Origin of the sequence: Asanoa sp. NPDC050611 (assembly GCF_040654855.1) — a bacterium.
GTDB lineage: Bacteria > Actinomycetota > Actinomycetes > Mycobacteriales > Micromonosporaceae > Asanoa.
The window spans coordinates 25,283-35,183 of record NZ_JBFAIU010000029.1; the positions used below are offsets into that span (position 1 = coordinate 25,283).

The 9,901-nt window shown below is 71.0% G+C and carries 9 protein-coding genes; 2 read left to right on the forward strand and 7 right to left on the reverse strand.

Features of this window, described 5'->3' with window-relative positions; genetic code table 11:
• Positions 1–80 precede the first annotated feature (80 nt).
• The 7 genes from AB0H87_RS07395 to AB0H87_RS07425 all read right to left on the reverse strand — a co-directional run bounded on the left by AB0H87_RS07395 (position 81) and on the right by AB0H87_RS07425 (position 7,874).
• Positions 81–2,186: an MMPL family transporter gene (locus tag AB0H87_RS07395; protein WP_360141156.1), complete on the reverse strand. Its 2,106-nt coding sequence runs from the start codon at positions 2,184–2,186 to the stop codon at positions 81–83.
• A 9-nt stretch (positions 2,187–2,195) separates the two neighbouring features.
• Positions 2,196–3,074 carry an RNA polymerase sigma factor SigJ gene (sigJ, locus tag AB0H87_RS07400; protein ID WP_360141159.1) on the reverse strand — a complete coding sequence of 293 codons (879 nt, stop codon included), beginning with the start codon at positions 3,072–3,074 and terminating at the stop codon, positions 2,196–2,198.
• Between the two features lie 86 nt (positions 3,075–3,160).
• Positions 3,161–3,784, reverse strand: coding sequence for a hypothetical protein (locus AB0H87_RS07405; protein WP_360141162.1), 624 nt, complete (start codon positions 3,782–3,784; stop codon positions 3,161–3,163).
• 35 nt (positions 3,785–3,819) lie between these two features.
• Entirely contained in the window at positions 3,820–4,875 is a 1,056-nt protein-coding gene (locus AB0H87_RS07410; protein ID WP_360141165.1) for an LLM class flavin-dependent oxidoreductase, read from the reverse strand.
• A gap of 7 nt (positions 4,876–4,882) precedes the next feature.
• Positions 4,883–5,149, reverse strand: a complete 267-nt coding sequence (locus AB0H87_RS07415) for a hypothetical protein (RefSeq protein ID WP_360141168.1) — start codon at positions 5,147–5,149, stop codon at positions 4,883–4,885.
• The gene (locus AB0H87_RS07420) at positions 5,146–6,657 is read right to left on the reverse strand and encodes an FAD-binding oxidoreductase (RefSeq protein ID WP_360141171.1); all 1,512 of its coding nucleotides are present in this window, start codon (positions 6,655–6,657) and stop codon (positions 5,146–5,148) included. The genes AB0H87_RS07415 and AB0H87_RS07420 overlap by 4 nt, the downstream gene beginning before the upstream one ends.
• Positions 6,654–7,874 carry a (Fe-S)-binding protein gene (locus AB0H87_RS07425; RefSeq protein ID WP_360141174.1) on the reverse strand — a complete coding sequence of 407 codons (1,221 nt, stop codon included), beginning with the start codon at positions 7,872–7,874 and terminating at the stop codon, positions 6,654–6,656. Before AB0H87_RS07425 ends, AB0H87_RS07420 begins: the two co-directional genes overlap by 4 nt.
• A gap of 235 nt (positions 7,875–8,109) precedes the next feature.
• On the opposite strand from AB0H87_RS07425, the gene AB0H87_RS07430 reads away from it, so the two are divergent.
• Together AB0H87_RS07430 and AB0H87_RS07435 are read left to right on the forward strand one after the other, a co-directional pair.
• A complete protein-coding gene (locus tag AB0H87_RS07430) occupies positions 8,110–9,069 on the forward strand; it encodes an ATP-binding cassette domain-containing protein (RefSeq protein ID WP_360141177.1) in 960 nt (319 codons plus the stop codon).
• Positions 9,066–9,827 carry an ABC transporter permease gene (locus AB0H87_RS07435; protein ID WP_360141180.1) on the forward strand — a complete coding sequence of 254 codons (762 nt, stop codon included), beginning with the start codon at positions 9,066–9,068 and terminating at the stop codon, positions 9,825–9,827. The genes AB0H87_RS07430 and AB0H87_RS07435 overlap by 4 nt, the downstream gene beginning before the upstream one ends.
• Positions 9,828–9,901 lie beyond the last annotated feature (74 nt).

The following is a 9,901-nucleotide window of genomic DNA, read 5'->3' on the forward strand; positions in this document are numbered from 1 at the left end:
ACGCGGGTGCGGGCGGTTCGAGCCGCGGACGCGATCGCGTTCCGACGGACCCCCGACGAGGGTCCGCCGGCCCGCATGCGTCACCGCATCGCGAGAGCGGCCTCGCGCTCCGGCGCTGCCGGCGCGGGGTCGTCCGTCCGCTTGAACAGCTTGCTCGGCCACCACATCCAGCGGCCCACGTCCAGGGTCAGCGCCGTCACCAGCACCGACCGGACGATCAGCGTGTCGAGCAGCACGCCGAACGCCACGGTGAAGCCGATCTGGGCCGCCAGCACCAGTGGCAGCGTGACCAGGGCCGCGAAGGTGCCGGCGAGGACCAGGCCCGCTGACGTGATCACGCCGCCCGTGGCGGACAGGCCGATCAGCGCGCCGCGCCGGGTGCCGTGGCGCAGCGACTCCTCGCGTACCCGGGTGACCAGGAAGATGTTGTAGTCGATGCCCAGGGCCACCAGGAACACGAACGTCTGCAGCGGGAACGCCGCGTCCGCGCCGCCGAAGTCGAAGACGTGGTTGAACATCAGCGCGCTGACGCCGAGGGCCGCCCCGAACGAGAGCACCACGGTCACGATCAGCAGCAGCGGCGCGACGATCGCCCGCAGCAGCAGCGCCAGGATGAGGAACACCACGAGCAGCACGACGGGCATGACCACTGTGGAGTCCCGGGACGCCGACCGTTGGATGTCGAGCGTGATCGCGGTGCTGCCACCGAGCTTGGCGTCCGCGCCGTCGACCGCGTGGACGGCGGTCCGGGCCGCCTCGACCGTACGCACGGCGGCGTCGCTGTTGGGTGCGGCCTCGAGCGTGCCGAGGATGAGCGCCCGATCGTTCCTGACCACCGGCGGGGTGACCCCCGTCAGCCCCGGCACGCCGGACAGGGCCGCCCGGACCTGCTCCGCCGAACCGGCCCGCGCCACGACGTAGACCGGGTCGCCCGAGCCGGCCGGGAAGTGCCGGGCCTGGATCTCCTCGCCCGTAACGGCTTGCGTCTCGGTGGTGAACTGGTCCTTGCTCGGTATGCCGTCGGCCTTGAGCCCGGTCACCGCGAACGCCAGCGCGCCGAGCGCGAGCGCCGTCGCGACCCAGACGGTCCGCGGCCGCCGGGCGATCGCACCGCCGATCCGGGTCCAGACGCCCTGCCGCGTCGGGGCGGGTGCGCCGTGCACCGGCCGGCGCGGCCAGAAGATCCAGCGGCCGAAGATCACCAGCAGCGCCGGCATCAGCGTGACCATCGCCAGCAGGCCCACGACGATGCCGATCGCGCACGCCGGGCCGAGGCCCTTGGTGGAGTTGAGCGTCGCGAGCAGCAGCACGAGCAGGCCGACGGCCACGGTCGCGGCGCTCGCGATGATCGCGGGGCTCGACCGGCGCAGCGCGACCGCCATCGCCTCGTGCCGGTCCGCGTGGCGCAGCAACTCCTCCCGATAGCGGGAGGTGAGCAGCAGCGCGTAGTCCGTCGCCGCGCCGAACACGAGCACGGTCAGCACGAAGCTGGTCTGCGCGTTCACGGTCAGCCCGGCGTTCCTGGCCAGCAGGTAGATCAGGGCCTCCGAGGTGACCAGGGCGCCGCCGGCCGCCAGCAGGGGCAGGAGCGGCAGGACCGGGCTGCGGTACGTGAACAGCAGGATCACGACCACCACCACCGCGCTGATCATGCCCAGCGCGCCGACGCCCCCGAAGGCGGCGGCCGAGTCCGACGCGTACCCGGCGGGTCCGGTGACGTGGAACCCGAGCCCGTCGGCGTCCTTCGCGCCGACCGCGCCCATCGCGTCGACCACCTCGCGGACCGCGCTCCAGCCGCCCGCGCCCTGCCGCACCTGGACCACGGTCTGCAGCGCCTTGCCGTCCTGTGACCGGGTCGGCCCCTGCGGCGCTCCGACGACGCCGTCGATGCCCACGAACGCCGCGGCGTCCGCCGAGGCCTTGGCCACGTCGGCCTCGGTGACGCCGTCCGGCCGGTCGTAGACGACGATCGCGGGCAGGGTGTCGGCGGCCTGGAACTGCCGGACGTCGTCGAGGACCTGGGTCGCCTCGGCGTGGCCGGGCAGCCAGGCCGCGTTGTCGTTCTTCTCCACGTCGCCGAGGCGGCCGGCGAACATCAGGGCGGGCACGAGCACGGCGATCCAGACGGCGAGGACGAGCCATTTCGCCCGCCGGCCACTGGGAATGGTCAGAGCCTTACGCAACATGACGGGTCCTCAATCGACGTGGGACAGCTTGTCGGGGTTGGCGACGGAGTAGATCGCGGAGACCTGGCGGCCGTCCGGGGTCAGGTCGAGGACGACGACCGAGTAGAGCCGGTCGCCGGCGAACAGCAGCGCCGACGGCTCGCCGTTGACGCTGCGGAAGACGACCTCGATGCCCGCGCCGACCCGGGCCGCGGACCGGGCGATGAGGCGCGCGACCTTGTCCCGGCCCTCGATCGGCCGCGGACCCGAGGCCGCGTGCGCCTTGCCGCCGCCGTCGCCCCACAGGCTCACGTCCGGCGCGAGGATCTCCATCAGGGCGGCCATGTCACCGCCGAGCGCGGCGGCCAGGAACCGCTCGGTCAGCTCCTGCTGAACGCGCTTGTCGGGTGCGAACCGCGGTCGTCGAGCGTGCACGTGCTCCCGCGCGCGGTGCGCGAGCTGGCGGACCGCGGACGGGTTGCGCCCGAGGATCTCGGCGATCTCGGTGTGCGCGTAGCCGAACACCTCGTGCAGCACGAACACGCCGCGCTCCAGCGGGCTGAGGGTCTCCAGCACCACGAGCAGCGCCATGGACACCGACTCGACCCGCACGGCGGCGTCGGACGCGTCGCCGGCCTCGACGACCGGCTCCGGCAGCCACGGCCCCACATAGGTCTCCCGCCGGCGGCTGATGCTGGCCTGCTGGGCGAGCGCGCGGTTGACGGCGATCCGGACCAGGTAGGCCTTGGCGTTCCCGATCTCATCGCCCGCCTGGTTGCGGTCCGCCCACGACAGCCACGTCTCCTGCAGCACGTCCTCGGTGTCGGCGACGCTGCCGAGCATGTTGTAGACGATGGAGAACAGCAGCGTGCGGTGCTCGGTGAACACCTGCGTCGCGGTTTCGGACATCGGTTGGGCCTCCCGTCGCGGTTGCAACGTGAGAGCGGGCCAGCCGCCGGAAGTGCGACATGTTCCCCGAAAATGTGGCCTGGATCTCAGCCGGCCGGGATGTGGTAGCCCGAGGCGACGTTCAGCGTCGTGGCGAACGTCAGGTACATCAGCCACAGGCCGACCAGGATGTGGACGAAGCCGAGGGCCTTCTCGCCCAGGTTGGGCGTCTGGCGACCGTCCGCGAGTGCCCGGACGCCGATCCGGAAGCTCGCGAAGAACTCCGCGATGTAGACCAGCGCCAGCCCGATGAAGAGCACGCCGAGCGGCCAGGCGTCCGCGAGGAAGAACACCGTGGCGCCGAGGACCGAGATGATGATGAACGGGATCGACATGAAGCCGTTCGGTCGCGCGTCCGCCCCGCGGGCACGGTTCCAACCGAGGGCGAACCAGTGGATGCCGTACGCGCTGAACGCAAGCGCCGCCATGTAGGTCGCTTTGGCGTCGGTGAAGACCGGGAACCAGGTCAGGCCGATGAACAGGATCACGCCGGTCAGGGCCTGGCAGAAACCGGGCAGCCAGATACCCCAGACGCCCGTGGCGCGGTCGACCTGCGCGTCGCGCCGCGGGAAGCCGAACAGCTCCTGCGGCCCGTAGATCAGATAGCCGGTGCCCAGGCCGAAGAACCCGAGCACCACCGGTAGGAACATCGACTCCGGAAAGACGGACACATGGGGAGTATCCGCGAATTTAAGTCCTGTTTGGCCTACTTCGGGGAAAAGGCCGGCATCACCTCGTCGTGGATCAGCTGCAGCTGCTCGTTGACCGAGGCGACGTTGTCCAGGTCGCGGCCCATGAGCGCCTTGACCAGCGCGGCGTCGGTGATCGCGAAGATCAGGTGGTTGACCCCGGCGTCGACGATCTCGGAGCGGAGCTTGGCCACGCACTCCTCCGGCGTGCCCGCGACCGACAGGCGCTCGGCGATGTCCGGACGGGTCAGCTCGATGGCGCCCGCCAGGTCGCCCTTGCCGAGCGCGTCGATGACCGGCTGGAGGTCGGCCGGGTCGACGCCGTTGCGGCGGAGCTGCTCGGCCGGCATCGACGACGCGTAGAGCCCGACCATGCTGCGCGCGGCCTCTTTCGCCGCCGCCGAGTCGCGGCCGATCGAGAACACGATCCAGGCGCCGATGTCGAGCGACTGCCAGTCGCGGCCGGCCTTCTCGGCGCCCTTGCGGACGTTCGACACCAGATAGTCGTACGCCTCGCGGGTGTAGCTCAACGCGTGGTGCACGCCGTCGGAGACCTCGCCGGCCTTCTGGAACGAGCGCGGGCCGCGCATCGCGCCCAGGAGCAAGGGCAGCCGCGGCTGCACCGGCCGGGCGAAGGTGAACAGTCCCGTGTACTTGTAGAACTCGCCCTCGAAGTTGATCGCACCCTCGTCGAGCAGCGTCCGCATGACGGTGTGCGCCTCGAGGGTGCGGGACAGCGGCCGGGTCTGCGCCCAGTCGATGTGGTACTGCGCCAGCAGCCCGAAGTTGCCGCAGGAGATGACGCACTCGGCCCGCCCGCCGGTCAGCTCGTCCAGGGTGGCCGTCGCCTGCGCGATCAGCGTCGGCTCGCGCAGCACCACGCCGGACAGGCTCGGCCCGAACCGGATGTTGGTGGTCTTGTCGGCGGCCGCGGCGAACAGCAACCACATGTCCTTGTGCCAGGTCTCGTCCGCGGCATAGCAGCCGTAGAAGCCGAGCTCGTCCGCCTTCTTGATGGACTCCATCGAGTCGGCCAGGGGGTAGTCGGGCAGCATCACATAGCTGAACCTCATCGCGTCCTCACTCGTCGGTCGTGCTGGCTCTCAAGGACAGGAGCTCCTCGCCGGACACCACCGAGTCCGCCCAGTGGGCGTGCATCCACGCCAGGTGCTCCCACCGGCTGTCGACGATGCGGCGCGTGTCCCACGCGGGAAAGTCGTGCTGTCGCACGTGTTCGCTCATCAGCGCCGGGTCCACTTCGTACACATGGTCGAAGCGCTGCACCACGACGTCGTTGACCCGCCTGGGTTCTGGGGGCCGCTGTGCGGACAACCGAAAACCGATCATGACGGATCTCCTTCGTACGCCTCGTCGAGCAGGTATTTTCCGGGGTTCATGATGTTGAGCGGGTCGAGCACGCGCTTGACCTTCTTCATCACGTCCCAGCCGCCGCCCAGCTCGGTGGGCACCAGGTCGACCTCGCCCGCGCGGCAGGCACCGTGGCAGGCGCTGATCGAGCCGCCGTGCGCGATCGCCACCGCCGCGATGTCGCGCTTGGCGGTGACCCAGGCGTCCCAGGCGGCGTCGTCCAGCTCCTGCTCCCAGATGCCGACGTCGATCTCCGTGAGGTAGTCGCCCCACGGCTTGAAGGCGCCGTTGGTGTAGGCGAACATCCCCCAGTCGTCGAAGATCCGGAAGCGGTCGCCGAGCCGGGCCACGATGTCGTGCCACTCGCGGCGCACCTGCGGCAGCTGCGACCAGTTGATCGACGCGTCCTCGCAGTGCCAGCTCATCGGCACGACCTGGCCGTCGCGCAGCCGGCCGTGCAGCGGGGTCGCGTAGCGGTCGTGCCGGCTCGCCCAGTCGCCCTGCGAGATCTCGTCGCCCAGATAGGCGCCGCCCGTCTCGGCCCCGATCCGCATGAGCCGGCTGGCGCCGGGGCGGACCTCGTCGGTGGTGCCGTACATGGCGGTGGCGACCACGCAGCGGACGTCGGCGGGCTGCGGGATGTAGGCCTCGTCGTCGCGGCGCAGGTAGTCGAGCTTCCATTCGTCGAAGAGCACGACGCCGGCGAGCGTGGCCAGGCCCGACTTCGCGAGGGCGCCGGTGGACCGCCAGGCGGTCTCGTAGTCGGGGTACGAGAAGAACGCCGCGAACTCGGCCTCGGGGCGGGGCACCAGCTCGAGGACGGCCTCGGTGACGATGCCGAGCGTGCCCTGGTGGCCCATGAACAGGTGCTTGAGCTGGTAACCGGTCGAGGACTTGCGCACCTTGCGGCCGCCGCCGTCGCCGACCCAGATCAGCTCGCCGGTGGGCAGCACGATCTGGAAGCTGATCACCAGGTCGCGGGTGTGGCCGTAGCGGCCGCCGATCAGCGACCAGCCGCTGGTGCCGATGCGGCCGCCGACGAGCGAGCACGGGTACGACGCCGGGTCGTCGGGGTAGATCACGCCGTGCGGCCTCAGCTCCTCGTTGAGCTTGAGCATGTTGATGCCCGGCTGCACCGTGACCGTGCGGTCGTCGAGGTCGATCTCGAGGACCTTGTTCATCAGCTTGACGTCGACGACGATGCCGTGGCGCAGGGGCACCGCGCCGTCGGTCAGCCCGGTGCCGCCGGCCCGCGGCACCACCGGGATGCGGTGGCGGTTGGCCAGCTTGACGACCTCGGAGACCTGCTCGGCGGTGGTCGGCAGCACGACGACGTCGGGCACGTGCTCCGCCCAGCGGTGCACCGGGAACGGCGCGGGCACGCGGGCGCGGTTGACCCGGGAGGACCGGTCCGCGAAGACGTTGTCGGGGCCGCAGATGGCGACCAGCTCGTCGATGACGGGGTCGGTGACGAGGGTGCTGGTCATGCGGCGTCCTCCAGACCCGCGGACAGCGCGACGATCTCGAGGAGGTCCATGATCTCCAGCTGGCCGCGTTGCTCGGTCAGCGGCCGCTCGGACCATACGCACGCGCTGACGAGCGTGTCGACGTCGAGGGCCGCCGCTTTCGCCACGCGGCGGCGGCTGATCTCCGCGGTGAGGTCGGGGCGCTCGATCGGAAGGCCCCCGCCGGCGCCCGAGCAGTAGGACCACTGGGTGACGTGGTCGACGTCCTTGAAGGTGAGCCCGGGGATGGCCCGCAGCACCTCGCGCGGCGCCGCGTGGATGCCCTTGCGCTTGTTGAGGCGACAGGCGTCGTGGTACGTGACGGTCCGCTCGACCGGGTTCGTCAGCGGCAGCCGGCCGTCGCGGATCAGCTCGGCGAGCAGCTCGACGAAGAGCACGATCTCGAAGTCGTACGCGTCGCCGAAGTAACTCGGATAGTCCTCGGTGAACGAGATGTAGTCGTGCGGGTCGAAGACGATGATCCGTTTGGCGCCCACGGCCCGCCAGTCGTCGACGTTGTGCCGCGCGAACTCGCGGGCGCGCTCGACGTAGCCCATCTCCGCGGCCGGACCGCCGCAGCACCACTGCTCGCGCATGAGCCCGAACTCGACGCCTGCGGCTTTGAGGATCTTGGCGGCCGCCCGCGGCACGGACGTGCGGTGGAAGGCGCCCTCGCAGTCGCAGAACAGGATCGTCTCGCCCCCGACCGGCAGGTCGAGCCCGGCGGCCCAGTCGCGGACGTGGTCCTGGCTGACCGGCACCTCGCCGCCGAGCACCGGCTCGGACCTCTGCCGGTCGGTCTCCTCGACCCACCGCTGCCACCCGGGCTGGTGGATGCCCTGATCGACGGCGAGCGCACGGGCGGCCTTGACGAGCTGCACGGTGCGGGTGCGGAAGCGGTAGAAGTCGCCGGTGAACAAGGTGTTGGGACAGCGCAGCTCACAGGCACCGCAACCGGTGCAGTGCACGTAGTCGCGGGCGACGTCGGCGATGTCCAGGAGCCCCTTCTCCATCGCGACGACGTTGGCGTGGAAGGCCGTGGGCGTGTGCACCTCGTTGCGGGTCACCTGCATCACGGGACAGACCTCGCGGCAGAACTTGTGCCCGGAACTGAAACAGTTGTAGGCGCCGTTGCGCCACTGCGCGACAAACCCGGCGGTGCCGTCGTCGTCGCCGTCGGTGCGTTCGGTCGAAGACATCATCGTCCTCCCTGGTCGCCGAACCATCGTGCCCTGCGGGCGACGCACCAGTAAATAGATCCTGATCATCAGCATGGTCGGACCATTGGCGATGACCCGCCACAGATGGGGCAGTCCCGTGGTGTCGCGGGCCGTGGACGGGCGAAACCGGAGTGAGGCCGGCGTGAAGCCGCGACCGCGCACCCTTCCGTCGACGACGTGGCGAGTGGCGCCACGGCAGCGAAAGGACGGGGAAATGGCCAGCGCTCCATCGCGGCCCGCGATCGAGGTGACCGGGCTGCGGAAATCCTTCGGCGGGACCGTCGTGCTCGACGGGATCGATCTCGCCGTCGCCGAGGGGACGACGTTCTCCCTGCTCGGCCCCAACGGGGCCGGCAAGACCACCGCCGTGCGGATCTTGTCGACGCTCATCCGGTTCGACGGCGGGCAGGCCCGGGTCGCCGGGCACGACCTCGCCACCGAGGCCGACGCGGTGCGGCGGAACATCGGGGTGACCGGGCAGTTCTCGGCCGTGGACGACCTGCTCACCGGCGAGGAGAACCTGATCCTCATGGCGGACCTGCACCGCCTCGGCCGGGTCGAGGGGCGGCGGCGGGCGGCGGACCTGCTCGACCGGTTCGACCTCACCGGCGCCGCGCGCAAGCTCGCGTCGACCTACTCCGGCGGCATGCGGCGCCGGCTCGACCTCGCGATGACGCTCGTCGGCGAGCCCCGGGTGATTTTCCTCGACGAGCCGACCACCGGGCTCGACCCGCGCAGCCGGCAGACCATGTGGGAGACCATCCGCGGGCTCGTGGCCGGCGGTGTCACGATCTTCCTGACCACGCAGTACCTGGACGAGGCCGACGAGCTCGCCGACCGGATCGCCGTGCTCGACGGTGGCAAGGTGGTCGCGGCCGGCACCGCCGAGGAGCTCAAGCGCGGCCTGCCCGGCGGGCACGTGCGCCTGCGGTTCGCGGACGCGGCCCGCCTCCAGGCCGCCGCCCAGGCGCTCGACGACACCACCCGCGACGACGAGGCGTTGACGCTGCAGGTGCCCAGCGACGGCGGCGTACCCGCGCTGCGCCTGCTCCTCGATCGTCTCGAGCGCGCCGACATCGAGGTGGCGGAGCTGTCCGTGCACACGCCCGACCTCGACGACGTCTTCTTCGCGCTGACCGGGCGCGGCACGACGACCACGGAGGCGGTCCGATGAGCGACGCGTTGACCATGCTGCGCCGCAACGTACGACACACGCAGCGCAACCCCACCACCCTGGTGATGACCATCGCCCTGCCGGTGTTCCTGCTGCTCGTCTTCGTGGGGGTGTTCGGCGGCGCCCTCAACGCCGGGTTCGGGCCGCCCGGCGGTGACTACATCGACTATCTCGTGCCCGGAATCCTGCTGATGACGGTCGGCTACGGCGCCGGACAGACGGCGATCGCGGTCAACCGGGACGTCACGACCGGGATCATCAGCCGGTTCCGCACGATGGCGATCTCCCGCGCCGCGGTGCTGACCGGGCACGTGGTCGGCTCCACGATCCGCACGTTGATCAGCGCGGTCCTGGTGGTCGGCGCGGCGATGCTGTTCGGCTTCCGGCCGGACGCCGACCCCGCCCGGTGGTTGGGCACGATCGGCCTCATGACGCTGGTGACGCTCGCCCTGACCTGGCTCGCCGTCGCGGTCGGCCTGTCGGCCCGGACTCCCGAGGCCGTCGGGCCGTTCATCTTCGTCGTGCAGCTGCTGCCGTTCCTCAGCAGCGCGTTCGTGCCGCCGGACTCCATGTCGGCGGCGATCCGCTGGTTCGCCACCCACGAGCCGTTCACGCCGATCATCGACACGCTGCGCGGGCTGCTGCTCGGCACGCCCGTGGAGCACGGGGGCATCGTGGCGATCGCCTGGTCCGTGGGGCTGGCGCTGGCCGGCTACCTCTGGGCGCGGGCGTTGTTCCGGCGGGACCCCGCCGCCTGAACCCGGTCGCGGACGACCGCGAGCGCGGCGGCCCGCAGGCCCTCGTGATCGAGCCCGGCGTACGCCGACACCGC